We start from the raw sequence: 15,686 nt of genomic DNA on the forward strand, positions 1-15,686 counted from the left end.
CGTATCAAAGCTTGTGGAGCTTCCTCTAACGGGGTTAGTTCTCAATATGGCAACATATTAGATCTAGCTAGTTATGGAGCTATGAAGCAAGAAAAAGCCCAATCGCTTTAGCGGTTGGGTAATTCACAATGCTAGTAGCTTGCGGGTTATTTTTAATTTTTTCTTCTTTTTGACACAAATAAAAAGACCAGTTCAAATAATGATCCCTATTAGCTTCTATAACCGCTTGCGCTGTTGTCCCGCTGCCTGCAAAAAAATCTAAAATAATAGAATCTTTAGGGGTGGAGCATAACAATAAATATTTAATCAATCCTACAGGTTTTGGTGTCTTAAAAAGCCCCTTTAAGCCTAATTTTTCTAAATCTTTTGTGCCTTGTCGGCTATAAAAATCCAACACGCTCAAACAATTATCTTGCGATTCTTTTAGGTAGTATTTTTCATAAGGGCGATTGTTCTTAAAAATAAGCCTGTTTTGATAATATAACTCCTTAAGCTTTTCATCGCTGCTCCACCCTCTGCTTTTTAGGGGTTCTAAAAAAAGATTGATTTCTTGTATCGCTACACTGCGTGGGTTTGAAGGCGTGGATAAATCTTTAGCGAAATAAATTTCACCTTTTTCATCCACTAAATTATAATTTTTTAAAAAATTAAAATGTTCTTTTTGAGATAATTCTTTGATTTGTTCTTTTAGGACAAGTTGGGCTTGAGCTTGTCCTTTTTGTTTAAAAACGTTCTTAATCGTTCGCATTAAATCTTTCAAGGGTTTAGCATAGATGGGCAAAAGCGTTCGTAAGATTTTAAAACCAGGAGCGAACGCTTTATTTTTAGCATAGCTTAAAACATACTCATGGGTAATATTGATGTGTTTAGCGTTAGATCTTGTGGCTTGTTTGGTGATAAAAGTGCCTAAAAAATTGCGCATTCCAAAAATTTCATTGGCAATGATTTTAACTTCAGCCATTTTACTATCATCTATAGAAATAAAAATACAACCACTTTGTTTTAACACAGCCTTCGCTAAAATCAAATGTTCTTTGATCCATTTTTCATAGTCAGCATGATCGTCTTCGTATTCAAAATTAAAACTCTTGGTGTTATAAGGGGGGTCTATATAGATGGTTTGGATGCTTTCTTTTTCTATTCTTTTCAAACACTCCAAAGCTTCCATGATAAAAACTTTATGCAAGATAATTTTCCCAAGAAAAATGACCAAATTTAAGATTAAAAAGATTGATAAGCTCTTGTTTTTTTGAATCAATGGGTTTCATTTTAAAATCAAATTCTTTGATTAATTGACTTTGAAAGGATACTTGTTTGATTTCTAAAAATTCATCGTTCGAACTTCTTTTGGCATCAAGGCCAAAAATCCTAAAGACTGATTTAAAAATTGCATATCTAGCCCTCAATTAAATTCTGTCAATATTATAGCTTGTTTAAACACCAGCCATTATCAAAAAGTTTTGTATTATAATTTGATGGATTTCTATGGATTAAGGTGTTTGGATTGGGTTTAGCCGATATTATTTTAGAGCGTTTTAAAGATTTTATGAGAGAACAACCTGAGCCTTACAAGTTTTTGCAGGTTTTTTACGCGCAAGAAAAAGAACGCTTTTTAAATGATAAAATGAACGATTATATTAAGCAAAATAAAAGCAAGGAAGAGGCTAGTATTTTGGCCAGACAAGGCTTTGTCAGCGCGGTTGGAAGAGCGTTAGAAAAAATCATAGAACTTTTATTAAAAGATTTTTGTATTAAAAACAATGTCAAAATGACGAACGATAAAATCTTAAGGGCTAAACGCATTAATGGCGAGTTGGATAAGGTCAAACGGGCTTTATTGGTGCATTTTGGAGAATATAGCGTGTTACCAGATATTATTCTTTATCAAACCAACAAGGATAATGTCAAAATCCTAGCGATTTTATCGGTAAAAAATTCGTTTAGAGAGCGTTTCACAGAAACGCCTTATTGGAAATTAAAACTCTTACAATCGCCTGTAACTTCTCACATTAAAGTTTTCATGATAACGCCGGATAACGATGATGGAATCAGCTTTAAAGACAAGCCTAAAAAAGCCAGGATCGTCATGGAGCATGAATTAGATGGCCTTTATTTAGCCAAAAGCCATTTTGATCAAAGTTCTAAAATTAAGGGCATAGAGAATTTATTAGAAGATTTAAAAAGGCTTTTATGAAACCTTATTTCAGTTTGGAAAAATTGGATTTATACCATGGCGATGCGAGCGTTTTAGAGACTTTTGAAAAAGGTTTTTATGATTTGTGCGTTACTTCACCGCCCTATAATTTGAGTATTGAATACCAAGGGAGTGATGATTTTAGGGCTTATGATGATTATTTGAATTGGTGTAAAAATTGGCTTAAAAATTGTTATTTTTGGGGTAAGGAACAGGCGAGATTGTGCTTGAATGTCCCTTTAGATACGAATAAGCATGGCAAGCAAAGTTTGGGGGCTGATATTATTGCAATAGCTAAAGAATGCGGTTGGAAATATCAAAATACGATCATTTGGAATGAAAGCAATATCTCAAGACACACCGCTTGGGGGAGTTGGCTGCAAGCTAGTGCGCCCTATGCTATCGCTCCTGTGGAATTGATCGTCGTTTTTTATAAAAACGAATACAAACGCCAAAAACAAACTTCTACGATGAGTAGAGAGGAATTTTTACTCTACACGAACGGGCTTTGGAATTTTAGCGGTGAATCCAAAAAACGCCTAAAGCACCCAGCCCCATTCCCAAGGGAATTACCCAGGCGTTACATCCAATTGTTTTCTTTTTTAGAAGACACGATTTTTGATCCTTTTAGCGGATCTGGAACGACTATTTTAGAAGCCAACGCTTTAGGGCGTTTTAGCGTGGGTTTAGAGATTGAAAAAGAATATTGCGAATTGTCTAAAAAGCGTATTTTAGAGAGTTTGTCGTTAGTGTGAGCGTTTTAAGAACCTTTGAGGGTTAAAATAGTGTAAAATAGTAAAGATTTTACAACTCAAAAAGGATTGATAATGAATTTATTTGAAAAAATGACTGACCAATTGCATGAGACTTTAGACAGCGCGCTCGCTTTAGCCTTACACCATAAGAACGCTGAAGTAACGCCCATGCACATGCTTTTTGCCATGCTCAATAACTCCCAAGGCATTCTCATTCAAGCCTTACAAAAAATGCCTGTGGATATTGAAGCTTTAAAACTTAGCGTTCAAAGCGAATTGAATAAGTTCGCTAAAGTCTCACAAATCAGCAAGCAAAACATCCAATTAAACCAAGCTTTAATCCAAAGTTTAGAAAACGCTCAAGGCTTGATGGCTAAAACGGGCGATTCTTTCATCGCTACCGATGCGTATCTTTTGGCGAATATGAATCTTTTTGAAAGCGTTCTAAAGCCTTATTTAGACACTAAAGAATTGCAAAAAACTTTAGAATCTTTACGAAAAGGCAGGACTATCCAGGATAAAAACGATGATTCCAATTTGGAAAGTTTAGAAAAATTTGGCATTGATTTGACGCAAAAAGCCCTAGAAAATAAGCTGGATCCCGTGATCGGGAGGGATGAAGAAATCATTCGCATGATGCAAATTTTGATCAGAAAAACAAAAAATAACCCTATTTTACTGGGCGAGCCTGGGGTGGGGAAAACGGCTGTTGTGGAAGGGTTAGCCCAACGCATTGTGAATAAGGAAGTGCCTAAAACGCTTTTAAACAAACGGGTTGTCGCTTTAGATTTAAGTTTATTGGTGGCTGGGGCGAAATACAGAGGCGAGTTTGAAGAGCGCCTGAAAAAGGTGATTGAAGAAGTTAAAAAAAGCGCGAATGTGATTTTATTCATTGATGAAATCCACACGATTGTAGGGGCTGGGGCTAGTGAGGGGGGCATGGATGCGGCCAATATTTTAAAACCCGCGCTCGCTAGGGGGGAATTGCACACGATTGGAGCGACCACTCTAAAAGAATACCGCAAGTATTTTGAAAAAGACATGGCGCTACAAAGGCGTTTCCAACCCATTTTACTCAATGAGCCTAGCATCAATGAAGCTTTACAGATTTTGAGGGGGTTGAAAGAAACTTTAGAAACGCACCATAATATCACCATCAATGACTCCGCGCTCATAGCGAGCGCTAAACTCTCTAGCCGTTATATCACCGATAGGTTTTTGCCCGATAAAGCGATTGATTTGATTGATGAGGGGGCGGCTCAATTAAAAATGCAAATGGAATCAGAGCCGGCCAAACTCTCTAGCGTGAAGCGCTCCATTCAAAGACTAGAAATGGAAAAACAAGCCCTTGAAATGGAAAACAAAGAGAGCAACCACAAACGCATGCAAGAAATCCTTAAAGAGTTGAGCGATTTGAAAGAAGAAAAAATCCAATTAGAAGCACAATTTGAAAACGAAAAAGAAGTGTTTAAAGAAATTTCACGCTTGAAAATGGAAATGGAGAGCTTGAAAAAAGAAGCCGAAAGGTTTAAACGCAATGGGGATTACCAGCAAGCGGCTGAAATTGAATACTCTAAAATCCCTGAAAAGGAAAAGAAAGAAAAAGAATTGCAGTATAAATGGGAAACGATGCAACAAAACGGGGCGTTGTTGCAAAACGCTTTAACCGAAAACAACATCGCTGAGATCGTGAGCCAATGGACGCACATCCCGGTCCAAAAAATGCTCCAAAGCGAAAAAAATAGGGTTTTAAACATTGAAAGCGAATTGCAAAAAAGAGTGGTGGGGCAAGAAAAAGCGCTCAAAGCGATCGCTAAAGCGATTAAAAGGAATAAGGCCGGGCTTAGCGATAGCAACAAGCCCATAGGGAGTTTCCTCTTTTTAGGGCCAACAGGCGTGGGTAAAACCGAGAGCGCTAAAGCTTTGGCGCAATTCTTGTTTGATAGCGATAAAAATCTTATACGAATTGACATGAGTGAATACATGGAAAAGCACGCTATCAGCCGTCTTATTGGGGCCGCTCCTGGGTATGTGGGCTATGAAGAAGGCGGGCAATTGACCGAAGCGGTGCGCAGAAAGCCTTATAGCGTGGTGCTGTTAGATGAAGTGGAAAAAGCCCATCCGGATGTGTTTAACCTCTTGTTACAGGTTTTAGATGAGGGGCATTTAACCGATAGTAAGGGCGTGAGGGTGGATTTCAAAAACACGATTTTGATTTTAACCAGCAATGTGGCTAGTGGCGCGCTTTTAGAAGAAAATTTGAGTGAAGCCGATAAACAAAAAGCGATTAAAGAGAGCTTGAGGCAATTCTTCAAGCCGGAATTTTTAAACCGCTTAGATGAAATCATCTCCTTTAACGCCCTAGATAGTCATGCTATCATTAATATCGTGGGGATACTCTTTGAAAACATTCAAAAAAAAGCGCTTGAAAGGGGCATTAATATAACCCTAGACGAAAAGGCAAAAGAATTGATCGCCGAAGCAGGGTTTGACAGATTTTATGGCGCTAGACCCTTAAAACGCGCGCTCTATGAAATGGTAGAAGACAAACTCGCTGAACTCATTTTAGAGGATAAAGTTAAAGAGAATGACAGCGTGGCGTTTGTGGTAGAAAATAACGAGATTGTGCCTAAGATTAAGTGAGATTTTGTTATCCTAAAAAAGACAAGAAATGGTTATTTTTAAAAAAGGATTGAATGATGTTTGATAATACGCTTGTTAATCTCTTTGACACAGCGCCTCTTTTAACTTCGCTTTTAGCTGGGATTTTAACTTTCTTAAGCCCTTGCGTGTTGCCTTTGATCCCGGCGTATATGTCTTATATTTCTCAAATTTCTTTAGAGGATATTAAAGATGGTAAGGCTAAAAGGATTTCGGTTTTTTTAAAATCTTTGATGTTTGTGGTAGGGTTTTCGCTCGTGTTTTTGGGCGTGGGCATGTCTATGGCTAAGCTTATCCATAGCTTTTCGTTTTCCTGGGTGAATTATATTGCCGGGGGGATTGTGATCCTTTTTGGTTTGCATTTTTTGGGCGTGTTTCGTTTTGCATTTTTGTATAAAACTCAAAGCGTTCGTTTAGCGAGCAAATCTAATAACATGCAGCGCTTTTACCCCTTTCTTTTGGGCATGAGTTTCGCTTTAGGTTGGACGCCATGCATCGGGCCGATATTCACTTCTATTGTGATCATGAGTGCGAGTAAGGACGCTTATGGTCTAATCCTTATGGTGGTGTTTGTAATGGGCTTGGCGATCCCTTTTTTATTGGTGGCTTTAATGCTAGAAAGAGCGCTATTGTTTTTAAAATCCTTAAAAAAATACAACCGCGCGATTGAAATTATTTCAGGGTTGGTGCTTATTTTAATGGGAATATTGATCATGACAAATTCTTTAGAAAGCCTGACTAACTTTTTACAAAATTAGGAGGGTTTGATGCTGTTAAAAAACGCTTCGTTTTATGATGATGAGGTTTTAAAAAGAGCGGATATTCGCTTAAAAGACTCCCTCATCGCAGAGATTAAAGAAAACTTAAGCCCTATTAAAAATGAAGAAGTGATTGAGTGTGCGAATTTATTCGTGCTGCCAAGCTTCATTGATTTGAGCGTTACTGGTTTGGAGGGTTATGAAAAATTAAAACAAAAGGCTTTTAAAGGGGGGGTAGGGCTACTCAATGTTTTTAATTGCGATCAAAGCGGCATTAAAAATATTATGGCGGTTAAAAACAACCAACTAGCCGACATCGCTACGCTTAAAAACAAAGGGGGGGAAATTTTAATCGCGCAATCTGACGCTTTTTTAGAACTCATCAGCCATTACGCCAAATCCTACAACTTACCTCTTTTAATCTCTTTAGAAAATTCTTTTGAAGCCCTAAATAGCGGGGCATTAGCCTATGAATTGGGGCAAAATTTTGTAGAAAATGCGTTTGAAAACACGCGCTTGGTGCGTTTTATGGAAGTTTCTAGAGCGTTACAAATCCCTATGCTTTTAGATAAAGTGAGTAGCACCGCCACGCTCAAACTCATCAAAGCCTTTAACAATTTAGGGGCGTGTTTGCAAGCCCAAACGCCCTTAAGCCATTTGATCTTAGATGAGAGCGTGTATGAAGATTATGAACCCCGATTTAAAATCGCCCCTCCTTTAAGGGATAAGGAAGGTCAAAACGCCCTAAAAGAAGCCCTAAAAAATAACGAAATCGCCATGCTCACAAGCCTTCATGCTTCTAAAAATTCTAACGCAGAGCTTTTTGAAGAAAGCGCTTTTGGGTGTGAGAGCATAGAGGACGCTTTTAGCGTGGCTTACACCTTTTTAGTTCAAAAAAAGGTCATTAGCTTCCAACAGCTCATTAAAGTCATGGCGATTAATCAAGCGAAGTTTTTAAAACTCAATGCAGGCGAGATTAAAGAAAACCAATTAGCCAATTTGATGATCGTGGATTTAAACGCTCAAACAAGAGTGAGTAATCAAAATTCGCCCTTTTATAGTTTGGAATTATATGGCGAAGTTCAAAGAATGATCTTAAAAGGGCAAACCACATTGATTAAGGAGAATGCATGCAAGAAATCGTAGGAGCGTCTTTAGTTTTTTTGTGTAATGAAAAATGCGAAGTGTTAGAAGATTACGGCGTGGTCTTTGATGAAAAGATTGTTGAAGTGGGCGATTATAAGAATTTAACGCTTAAATACCCCCACTTAAAGGCGCAGTTTTTTGAAAATTCCGTTCTGTTGCCCGCTTTTATCAACGCGCACACCCATTTTGAATTTTCCAACAACAAGGCGAGTTTTGATTACGGGAGTTTTTCTGGCTGGTTAGGGAGCGTGTTAAACAATGGGGGAGCGATTTTAGAAAATTGCCAAGGGGCTATTCAAAACGCTATCATTACGCAATTAAAAAGCGGGGTGGGGAGCGTGGGGGCGATTTCTAACCACCTGATAGAAGTTAATCTGTTAAAAGAAAGCCCCTTGAATGCTGTCGTGTTTTTAGAGTTTTTAGGGAGTAGCTATTCTTTAGAAAAATTAAAAGCGTTTGAGGCGAAATTTAAAGAGTTAAAAGATTTGGAAGACCAAAAGCTTAAAGCGGCTCTGGCTGTGCATGCCCCTTATTCGGTGCAAAAAGACATGGCTTTAAGCGTCATCCAATTGTCCAAAGATTCACAAAGCCTACTTTCTACGCATTTTTTAGAATCGCTTGAAGAACTAGAATGGGTGGAAAATTCTAAAGGGTGGTTTGAAAATTTTTACCAGCGTTTTTTAAAAGAGTCTAATTTCACATCGCTCTATGAGGGGGCGAACGATTACATTGACATGTTTAAAGACACGCACACTTTATTTGTGCATAACCAGTTCGCTTCTTTAGAAGTATTAAAAAGGATCAAGTCTCAAGTCAAAAACGCTTTTTTAATCACATGCCCCTTTTCTAACCGCTTATTGAGCGGGAAAGCGTTGGATTTAGAGAGAGCTAAAGAAGCCGGTTTGAGCGTGAGCGTCGCCACTGATGGCTTGAGTTCTAACGTTTCTTTGAGCCTTTTAGACGAATTAAGGGCGTTCTTGCTTTCCCATAACATGCCGTTATTGGAATTAGCCAAAATAGCCCTTTTAGGGGCGACTAGGCATGGGGCTAAAGCTTTAGCTTTGAATAATGGCGAGATAGAAGCCAATAAAAGGGCGGATTTGAGCGTGTTTAGTTTTAATGAAAAATTCATTAAAGAGCAAGCGGTTTTGCAATTTTTATTGCATGCTAAAGAAGTGGAGCGCTTGTTTTTAGGGGGGAAAAGGGTGATCTAATTTGTTTTAAAGACAGAATGCGTTAAAATGAGAAATCTAAATCAATTCAAGGAAAGAGTCAATGAAATTAGTTTTAGCCAAGAATACAAGAAAATCAGACGCTAAGAGCGTGGAATTAGAGGATTTGTATCACAAATTTAGTGAAGACAAGCGTTCTATTTTCTATTTTGCCCCCACAAACGCCCACAAAGACATGCTCAAAGCGGTGGATTTTTTCAAAGAAAAAGGCCATACGGCTTATTTAGATGAAGTGAGGGTCAGCAGCGATGAAAAAGATTTTCTTTATGAATTGCACATTATTTAAAGGCTTGTATTGAAAGTTTATATTGAAACAATGGGTTGTGCCATGAACTCTAGGGATAGCGAGCATTTATTGAGCGAGCTTTCCAAACTAGACTATAAAGAAACTAGCGACCCTAAAACAGCGGATTTGATTTTAATCAACACTTGTAGCGTGCGCGAAAAGCCTGAACGGAAATTGTTTTCAGAAATCGGTCAATTCGCTAAAATCAAAAAACCCAATGCCAAAATCGGGGTTTGCGGGTGCACCGCAAGCCACATGGGAGCGGATATTTTGAAAAAAGCCCCGAGCGTGAGCTTTGTGTTAGGGGCTAGGAATGTGTCTAAAATCTCTCAAGTGATCCATAAAGAAAAAGCGGTTGAAGTGGCGATTGACTATGATGAAAGTGCGTATGCGTTTGAATTTTTTGAAAAAAAGGCTCAAATCCGATCGTTACTAAATATCTCTATAGGTTGCGATAAGAAATGCGCTTATTGCATTGTCCCGCACACTAGGGGGAAAGAAATTTCTATCCCTATGGATTTGATTTTAAAAGAAGCTGAGAAATTGGCGAGTAACGGCACTAAAGAGCTGATGCTTTTAGGGCAGAATGTGAATAATTACGGCGCGCGTTTCAGTAACGAGCATGCGAAAGTGGATTTTAGCGATTTGTTGGATAAATTGAGCGAAATCCAAGGCATTGAGAGGATACGATTCACTTCGCCTCACCCCTTGCACATGAATGATGCATTTTTAGAGCGCTTTGCCAAAAACCCTAAAGTGTGCAAGAGTATCCACATGCCCTTACAGAGCGGATCTAGCGCGGTGTTAAAGATGATGCGAAGGGGTTATAGTAAGGAGTGGTTTTTAAATAGGGTGGAGAGGTTAAAAGCGTTAGTGCCTGAAGTGGGCATTAGCACGGATATTATCGTAGGCTTCCCTAATGAGAGCGATAAGGATTTTGAAGACACGATGGAAGTGCTAGAAAAAGTGCGCTTTGACACTCTCTATAGTTTCATTTATTCCCCACGCCCTTTCACTGAAGCGGGAGCTTGGAAAGAAAGAGTGCCATTAGAGGTTTCATCTTCAAGGCTAGAGAGGTTGCAAAACAGGCATAAAGAAATTTTAGAAGAAAAAGCCAAGCTAGAAGTGGGTAAAACGCATGTGGTGTTGGTGGAAAATAGGCGTGAAATTGACAATCAAATCGTGGGTTTTGAAGGGCGCAGCGATACGGGGAAATTCATTGAAGTAGCGTGTAAAGAAAAAAGAAATCCGGGCGAGCTTGTAAAAGTGGAGATAGTTTCTCATTCCAAAGGGCGCTTGATGGCGACCGCTAAAGGCGGCTAATAAAAATAACCAATGAAAAAGCGGGTTTAAAGGCGAGAATTGAGCTTAAAATTTTTCAGGAAAAATATCGTTTTAAAGGTTGTCCCACGCTTGGCGTTTGGAGTCCTTTGGTTGTTGCATAAAACTTGTAAAAACCGCTATTTTTTAGCTCAAAATTTAAAAGAAAAACCCTTTATTGTAAGCTGTTGGCATGGGGAGCTTGGCATGATCGGGTTTGCGTATTTAAGGCTTCAAAAACCTTCTGTTTATGTGATCGCAAGCCAGCATTTTGACGGCTCTATTGCGGCGGGTTTGTTTGAAAGTTTTGGCTTTAAAAACATTAGAGGCTCTAGCAAAAAAGGGGGGGTTAAGGTTTTGATAGAAGGGCTTAAGCGTTTGAAAGAAGGTTGCGATGTCGCTATCACTCCTGATGGCCCCAAAGGCCCACGGCACAGCATAGCGGATGGGGTGATCGCTTTAGCTCAAAAATCAGGCGTGGGGATTAGTGCTTGTCGGGTGGTTTGTAAAAACGCATGGCGGTTGAACACTTGGGATCAATTTGAAATCCCTAAGCCTTTTAGCGAAGTGCATTATTACATGCTAGAATCGGTAATCATCCCTAAAGAATGGGAGCTTTCAAAGGCTAAAGAATATTTAAAAACGCGCATGGATTCTGTTGGGTTTGAAGAATCTCAAAGGGGTTTGGGTGCTTAAGGGGTTAAAAAAAGCGCTTAAAGAGAGGTTTTGCTCTCAAGTGTATATCTCTTTTAATGTGGATCACAATCTTTTATCCGCTCAAGTCATAAGGATCAAAAACGATCGCATTAAAGAGAAATTTTTTAAAACTTTTGAAACTAAAGTGGAAACTAAAAATGGTGAAGTCCCCATTCAAGCCTTAAAAATCGCCAGAACTTATAGCCAAAAATACCCCTACACTTATTTTAGCGCGATGAGTAAAGCTAAAGAGGTTTTATGCGAAAAGCAGGCGTTTGAACAAATCAAACGAGAAAATCAAGATTATCAGGCTTGCGAAGTCAATCAAAAGTATTGCGTTTATGTGGAATCTAAGGATTTTTTAAAGGATTTCAAGCGTTTTAAAATCCAGGATGTGGATTTTTTGTTTTCGCCTTTTAGCCTTATTTATGATTTTGTGCGTGATAATTTAGAAGAAAAGCCGTTGTTGTATTTGCTTTTGGAGCGTTCAAGATTTTATTTTTTGATTGCGGATAAAAAAGAGATTTTTTTAGCCAAATCCGTGTTTTTAGAAGAGCAACCTGAAGAGTTTATAGAGAGCAAGGAGGAGGATTCTATGGAGATGGATAATGAGGCTGTGAATTTGTTTTTGAGCGAAATCCAAGAAGATATTGACAGCCTTGAAGAAGCGATAGGTCTAGATAGCAGTAAGGATAATAGCGAAAAAAATGAGGACGCTTATAGTTTGATTGAAGGCATGACGAATATCCCCTTAATTGCAGATGTTTTGCAAGAGGGATTGCGCAGCGTCTATCATTCTAGAGAGATAGACTTTGTAGAAAAGGTGGTTGTTTTAGACAGTTGTCAAATCCACCACAAAGCGTTAATGCATTTGCAAGAAACTTTGATGATAGAAGTGGATAGGCTTGATTTTTCTTTAGTGGAGCGCTTGAATATTTTAGCGCGCATGGAGAATGAAAAGCATGCGTTTTAGCTATATTGAGCCAAGAGCGAAATACCTTATCAGCAAGCTTTCTAAAATTTGGGTTTTTTACATTTTTTTATCTTTTGTGGTGATAGGGGGGTTAGTGTGGTTTATGCACAACGCCATTAAAAACACTCAAGACAATGTGTCCAGTTTGACGATCCAAGAAAGGCTCTACCGCCATGAAATCAGCCGCTTGCAGGTTAAGACTGATGAAACCTTAAAACTCATTAAAGAAGCCAAAAAGCGTTTGAATTACAACGATGATATACGAGATGTTTTGCAAGGGCTTTTGAATATTGTGCCGGATTCCATCACTATTAATAGCATTGAAATAGACCAGCAAAGCGTGGTGGTTAGTGGTAAAACCCCTTCTAAAGAAGCCTTTTATTTTTTGTTTCAAAACAAACTAAACCCCATGTTTGATTATTCTAGGGCGGAATTTTTCCCTTTAAGCGATGGGTGGTTTAATTTTGTTTCCACCAACTTTTCTAATTCCTTACTGATAAAAAACCCGGAGTCTATTAAATGAAGCCATTGCATTTTTCACACTTAGACAGAGAACAATCAGGCGATGTGGGTTTTATCATTAAAAACCTTATTTTTTTAGGGGTTTTTTCCTTATTGGGTTGGTTGAACACCGAGTATTTTCTATGGCCTAGCATGTTAGAATTAAAAAAAATCCTTTTAGAAGAAAATCGTAAAAAAAGCGTTTTAGAATACGCGCAAAGGCATTTTGAAACAGCCCTAGCAAACTATCGCAATCAAAAAGAAACCAGCGAATCTTTGTTAAAGATTTTTAATGATGAAGAGTCCAGACGGATTTTAGAAAAGATTTTAAAAAAATGTTTTGATGCTTATAAAATCAAACCCTTGCTCTCTCAAAACCCTCTTCAAAAAACCCAATTTTTCATCATGGCCAGAGCGAGCGAATTGGAAAAAACCTATCTTTTTTTCACTTTAATCAACAAGTATTTACCGAGCGCTCAAAGCCAATTGCCTTTAAAAATCTCTAAAGATGATGAAGGGTTGTTGGTGCAATTTAGCGTGAGTATTGATCTCCAATAGGATTAGGGATAGTTTAATGCAAGATTTTGATTTTAGTTTTAATCCTAAGGCATGCGAGGGTTGTGGGGCAAAGTGTTGCGTGGGGGAAAGCGGGTATATTTTTTTAAATATCCAAGAAATGCAAAAAATTAGCGCTTTTTTAAAATTAGAATTAGAAGAATTCAGTCAAAAATATGTTAAAAAGGTGGGGTATAAGTTCTCTTTACTAGAAAAAGACGCTAAAGAGTTGGGTTTGGCGTGCGTGTTTTTGGATTTAGAAACCAAAAAATGCCAGATTTATAGCGTGCGCCCTAAACAATGCCAAACTTTTCCTTTTTGGGAGAGCGTGAAAACTTTCTCTAAAGAGCAAAAAGAAGCTTTTTGTCAAAGCTGTCCGGGCATTATACGAAAAACCAAAGAGACTAAAGTGCGCTAAAATTCACTATAGTGATACAAAAAAGGAAATCAAATAATGAATATTCAAACAAAGAAAAGATTTTTAGCAAATATATTGCTTTTTAGCCTGTTTTCTTGCCTTAAGGCTGAAACCCTTTCAGAAGATCATCAAATCCTGTTGAGCTCAGACGCTTTCCATAGAGGGGATTTTGCTAGCGCTCAAAAAGGCTATATGAATCTCTATAAGCAAACCAATAAAGTGGTGTATGCTAAAGAGGCGGCCATTTCAGCGGCGAGTTTAGGGGACATTAAAACCGCTATGCATTTAGCCATGCTCTATCAAAAAATCACCAATAATCGTAACGATGTTTCTATCAATAAGATTTTAGTGGATGGCTATGCGCAAATGGGGCAGATTGATAAGGCGATTGAACTATTACACAAAATCCGTAAAGAAGAAAAAACCATAGCCACAGACAATGTGTTAGGGACTTTGTATTTGACTCAAAAGCGTTTGGATAAGGCTTTCCCATTGTTGAATAAGTTTTATAACCAAGTGCATGATGAAGACAGCCTAGAAAAACTCATTACGATCTATTTTTTACAAAACCGCAAAAAAGAGGGCTTAGACTTGTTGCAATCCCATATAGACAGGTATGGTTGCTCAGAGCAATTGTGCCAAAAAGCGCTCAACACCTTCACGCAATTTAACGAGCTTGATTTGGCTAAAACAACTTTCGCTCGTTTGTATGAAAAAAACCCTATTGTTCAAAACGCCCAATTTTACATAGGGGTATTAATCTTGTTAAAAGAGTTTGATAAGGCCCAGCAAATCGCAGAATTATTCCCCTTTGACAGGCGTTTATTGCTAGACTTATACACCGCGCAAAAAAAATTCGCTCAAGCTTCCAAACAAGCTTCTTTGATCTATCAAGAAAGAAAAGACCCTAAATTCTTAGGCCTAGAGGCGATTTATCATTATGAAAGCTTGAGCGCGAATAAGAAAAAGCTCACCAAAGAAGAGATGTTGCCCATCATTCAAAAATTAGAGCAAGCCACCAAAGAGCGCCAAGCATGGCTTGCTAAAACTAAAGATAAAGAAGACGCGCAAGACGCTTTCTTTTATAATTTTTTAGGGTATTCCTTAATAGACTATGACATGGATGTTAAAAGGGGCATGGATCTTGTGAGGAAAGCCTTAGCGTTAGATTCTAACTCAGCGCTTTATTTGGATTCTTTAGCATGGGGTTATTACAAATTGGGGAATTGCTTGGAAGCTAAAAAGATCTTTTCTAGCATCGCTAAAGAGCTTATCCAAAACGAACCCGAATTAAAAGAACACAATAAAATCATTCAAGAATGCAAGAAATAGGGATTTTAGAAAATTTACAAAAAAGCTTAGCCTTAAAAGAGGGCATGCTTTCTTATGAAATGTTGGGTAAAAGCTTGTCGTATAACCCTTACTTGCCTAGAATCATTCCTCAAACTAAGGATTATGTTTTTGTAACCCCTGATGAGGTTTTAGAAACGCTTTTGAAAGAAAACACCCGCACCGATTGCGTCGTTGTCAATTTCAAAGGATTATACGAAATAGGCGCGCCAAGCGTGTTTGATTTAGAAATCTTAGGGTTGTTGCGCCGGCATGCGAGTTCTTTGATTGTCCATCAGGATCTTTTCATCAGCCACTACCAGCTTTTAGAATCGCTTGTTCAAGGCTCTGATGGGGTCGTTTTAGATGAAGAGCTTTTAAAAGAGGATTTAAAAGGCATGGTAGAGTTCGCTTGGCGTTTGGGTTTGAGCGTGTTCGTAGAAACCCACAAGCCCGATTATACTCATTTAAAAGATTTAGGGGTTTTAGGCGTGTTAGAAAATAGCCCCTATTCTTATAATCAAAAAAAAATAGTCTTTTTAGATTGAATTTTAAGCTAATTTAGAGTAAAAATCGTATTCAAACTTTTTAAAAGGAGTTGGTCATGTCATTATTAGTGAATGATGAATGCATTGCATGCGATGCTTGCAGAGAAGAATGCCCTAGTGAGGCGATTGAAGAGGGCGATCCCATTTATAGTATTGATCCAGATCGATGCACGGAGTGTTACGGGTATGATGATGATGAGCCTCGTTGCGTGAGCGTATGCCCTGTAGATGCGATTTTACCGGATCCTAACAACGCAGAGAGCAAAGAGGAGTTGAAATACAAATACGAAAGCTTAAAAGAGCAAGATTAAAGG

17 protein-coding genes and 1 pseudogene are annotated in these 15,686 nt (G+C 38.3%); 16 read left to right on the forward strand and 2 right to left on the reverse strand.

Annotated features, from left to right (window positions below; genetic code table 11):
• Positions 1–79 precede the first annotated feature (79 nt).
• Entirely contained in the window at positions 80–1,186 is a 1,107-nt protein-coding gene (locus H7O61_RS04445) for a DNA methyltransferase (protein ID WP_187875265.1), read from the reverse strand.
• Positions 1,179–1,420, reverse strand: a pseudogene (locus H7O61_RS08055) (hypothetical protein). The gene H7O61_RS04445 and the pseudogene H7O61_RS08055 overlap by 8 nt, the downstream one beginning before the upstream one ends.
• 84 nt (positions 1,421–1,504) lie before the next feature.
• On the opposite strand from H7O61_RS08055, the gene H7O61_RS04450 reads away from it, so the two are divergent.
• From H7O61_RS04450 to H7O61_RS04525, 16 genes are all read left to right on the forward strand, one after another.
• The gene (locus H7O61_RS04450) at positions 1,505–2,194 is read left to right on the forward strand and encodes a BsaWI family type II restriction enzyme (RefSeq protein WP_187875290.1); all 690 of its coding nucleotides are present in this window, start codon (positions 1,505–1,507) and stop codon (positions 2,192–2,194) included.
• The gene (locus H7O61_RS04455; protein ID WP_187875266.1) at positions 2,191–2,949 is read left to right on the forward strand and encodes a DNA-methyltransferase; all 759 of its coding nucleotides are present in this window, start codon (positions 2,191–2,193) and stop codon (positions 2,947–2,949) included. Before H7O61_RS04450 ends, H7O61_RS04455 begins: the two co-directional genes overlap by 4 nt.
• Before the next feature lie 72 nt (positions 2,950–3,021).
• Positions 3,022–5,592, forward strand: coding sequence for an ATP-dependent Clp protease ATP-binding subunit (locus H7O61_RS04460; RefSeq protein WP_187875267.1), 2,571 nt, complete (start codon positions 3,022–3,024; stop codon positions 5,590–5,592).
• A 56-nt stretch (positions 5,593–5,648) separates the two neighbouring features.
• Entirely contained in the window at positions 5,649–6,368 is a 720-nt protein-coding gene (locus H7O61_RS04465; protein WP_187875291.1) for a cytochrome c biogenesis protein CcdA, read from the forward strand.
• Positions 6,369–6,377: 9 nt separating this feature from the next.
• The gene (locus tag H7O61_RS04470) at positions 6,378–7,514 is read left to right on the forward strand and encodes an amidohydrolase family protein (RefSeq protein ID WP_187875268.1); all 1,137 of its coding nucleotides are present in this window, start codon (positions 6,378–6,380) and stop codon (positions 7,512–7,514) included.
• Positions 7,499–8,728, forward strand: a complete 1,230-nt coding sequence (gene mqnF / locus H7O61_RS04475) for an aminofutalosine deaminase family hydrolase (protein WP_187875269.1) — start codon at positions 7,499–7,501, stop codon at positions 8,726–8,728. Before H7O61_RS04470 ends, mqnF begins: the two co-directional genes overlap by 16 nt.
• Positions 8,729–8,789: 61 nt before the next feature.
• Complete coding sequence (locus H7O61_RS04480) at positions 8,790–9,032, forward strand: nuclease (RefSeq protein ID WP_000780041.1); 243 nt, start codon at positions 8,790–8,792, stop codon at positions 9,030–9,032.
• Between the two features lie 9 nt (positions 9,033–9,041).
• The gene (gene miaB, locus H7O61_RS04485) at positions 9,042–10,355 is read left to right on the forward strand and encodes a tRNA (N6-isopentenyl adenosine(37)-C2)-methylthiotransferase MiaB (RefSeq protein ID WP_187875270.1); all 1,314 of its coding nucleotides are present in this window, start codon (positions 9,042–9,044) and stop codon (positions 10,353–10,355) included.
• Between the two features lie 39 nt (positions 10,356–10,394).
• Positions 10,395–11,048, forward strand: a complete 654-nt coding sequence (locus H7O61_RS04490; RefSeq protein WP_000053532.1) for a lysophospholipid acyltransferase family protein — start codon at positions 10,395–10,397, stop codon at positions 11,046–11,048.
• Positions 11,041–12,021: a hypothetical protein gene (locus H7O61_RS04495; protein WP_187875271.1), complete on the forward strand. Its 981-nt coding sequence runs from the start codon at positions 11,041–11,043 to the stop codon at positions 12,019–12,021. Before H7O61_RS04490 ends, H7O61_RS04495 begins: the two co-directional genes overlap by 8 nt.
• Positions 12,011–12,544, forward strand: coding sequence for a hypothetical protein (locus H7O61_RS04500; RefSeq protein ID WP_001875580.1), 534 nt, complete (start codon positions 12,011–12,013; stop codon positions 12,542–12,544). Before H7O61_RS04495 ends, H7O61_RS04500 begins: the two co-directional genes overlap by 11 nt.
• On the forward strand, positions 12,541–13,080 hold the full coding sequence (locus H7O61_RS04505; RefSeq protein ID WP_000803090.1) for a hypothetical protein: 540 nt from the start codon (positions 12,541–12,543) through the stop codon (positions 13,078–13,080). Before H7O61_RS04500 ends, H7O61_RS04505 begins: the two co-directional genes overlap by 4 nt.
• A 16-nt stretch (positions 13,081–13,096) precedes the next feature.
• Positions 13,097–13,495, forward strand: a complete 399-nt coding sequence (locus tag H7O61_RS04510) for a YkgJ family cysteine cluster protein (protein ID WP_187875272.1) — start codon at positions 13,097–13,099, stop codon at positions 13,493–13,495.
• Between the two features lie 36 nt (positions 13,496–13,531).
• Entirely contained in the window at positions 13,532–14,827 is a 1,296-nt protein-coding gene (locus H7O61_RS04515; protein WP_187875273.1) for a tetratricopeptide repeat protein, read from the forward strand.
• Positions 14,815–15,372: a beta/alpha barrel domain-containing protein gene (locus H7O61_RS04520; RefSeq protein WP_079338948.1), complete on the forward strand. Its 558-nt coding sequence runs from the start codon at positions 14,815–14,817 to the stop codon at positions 15,370–15,372. Before H7O61_RS04515 ends, H7O61_RS04520 begins: the two co-directional genes overlap by 13 nt.
• A 56-nt stretch (positions 15,373–15,428) precedes the next feature.
• Positions 15,429–15,683: a YfhL family 4Fe-4S dicluster ferredoxin gene (locus H7O61_RS04525; protein ID WP_000055474.1), complete on the forward strand. Its 255-nt coding sequence runs from the start codon at positions 15,429–15,431 to the stop codon at positions 15,681–15,683.
• The last annotated feature ends 3 nt before the right edge of the window (positions 15,684–15,686 follow it).

The sequence above is a fragment of the Helicobacter pylori genome (assembly GCF_014496965.1).
Lineage (GTDB): Bacteria > Campylobacterota > Campylobacteria > Campylobacterales > Helicobacteraceae > Helicobacter > Helicobacter pylori_CZ.

Coding starts and splice junctions, on each gene's coding strand:
- H7O61_RS04480 (WP_000780041.1), top strand. CDS start 8,790: ATGAAATTAGTTTTAGCCAAGAATACAAGAAAATCAGACGCTAAGAGC.
- H7O61_RS04505 (WP_000803090.1), top strand. CDS start 12,541: ATGAAGCCATTGCATTTTTCACACTTAGACAGAGAACAATCAGGCGAT.
- H7O61_RS04510 (WP_187875272.1), top strand. CDS start 13,097: ATGCAAGATTTTGATTTTAGTTTTAATCCTAAGGCATGCGAGGGTTGT.
- H7O61_RS04465 (WP_187875291.1), top strand. CDS start 5,649: ATGTTTGATAATACGCTTGTTAATCTCTTTGACACAGCGCCTCTTTTA.
- H7O61_RS04455 (WP_187875266.1), top strand. CDS start 2,191: ATGAAACCTTATTTCAGTTTGGAAAAATTGGATTTATACCATGGCGAT.
- mqnF (WP_187875269.1), top strand. CDS start 7,499: ATGCAAGAAATCGTAGGAGCGTCTTTAGTTTTTTTGTGTAATGAAAAA.
- H7O61_RS04515 (WP_187875273.1), top strand. CDS start 13,532: ATGAATATTCAAACAAAGAAAAGATTTTTAGCAAATATATTGCTTTTT.
- H7O61_RS04470 (WP_187875268.1), top strand. CDS start 6,378: ATGCTGTTAAAAAACGCTTCGTTTTATGATGATGAGGTTTTAAAAAGA.
- H7O61_RS04460 (WP_187875267.1), top strand. CDS start 3,022: ATGAATTTATTTGAAAAAATGACTGACCAATTGCATGAGACTTTAGAC.
- H7O61_RS04500 (WP_001875580.1), top strand. CDS start 12,011: ATGCGTTTTAGCTATATTGAGCCAAGAGCGAAATACCTTATCAGCAAG.
- H7O61_RS04525 (WP_000055474.1), top strand. CDS start 15,429: ATGTCATTATTAGTGAATGATGAATGCATTGCATGCGATGCTTGCAGA.
- H7O61_RS04520 (WP_079338948.1), top strand. CDS start 14,815: ATGCAAGAAATAGGGATTTTAGAAAATTTACAAAAAAGCTTAGCCTTA.